Origin of the sequence: Herbaspirillum sp. WGmk3 (genome assembly GCF_023952535.1) — a bacterium.
GTDB lineage: Bacteria > Pseudomonadota > Gammaproteobacteria > Burkholderiales > Burkholderiaceae_D > Herbaspirillum > Herbaspirillum huttiense.
In genome coordinates this window covers 1-229 of sequence record NZ_JAKYWT010000180.1, presented here as the reverse complement: position 1 = coordinate 229, position 229 = coordinate 1, and the positions used below count along the sequence as shown (strand labels likewise).

The 229-nt window shown below is 70.3% G+C and carries 1 protein-coding gene; it reads right to left on the bottom strand.

The window, feature by feature from the left end; genetic code table 11:
- Positions 1–229 (bottom strand): acetoacetate decarboxylase family protein (locus MKD49_RS26385; protein ID WP_252697788.1); only part of this gene is annotated, 229 nt, incomplete at both ends.

Below are 229 nucleotides of genomic sequence, written 5' to 3'. Positions count from 1 at the left end.
CGGCAGCCGACGGACACGTTGCTCTCGAAATAGGGGCCGAGCCAGTCCGTGTCGGTCATCCGGTAGATATGGGCGAGCACCACGTCGCTCGCCGGCTCGAGCGGCGGCGGCAGGATGCGGGCGACCGCCGCCTCGGTGGTGCGCCAGGCCAGGGTCAGCACTTCGGCATTGCGGAAGGCGAAGGGAAAGGGCGGAACGGTCGGCGCATCCCAGGGCGTGGAGAAGCCCG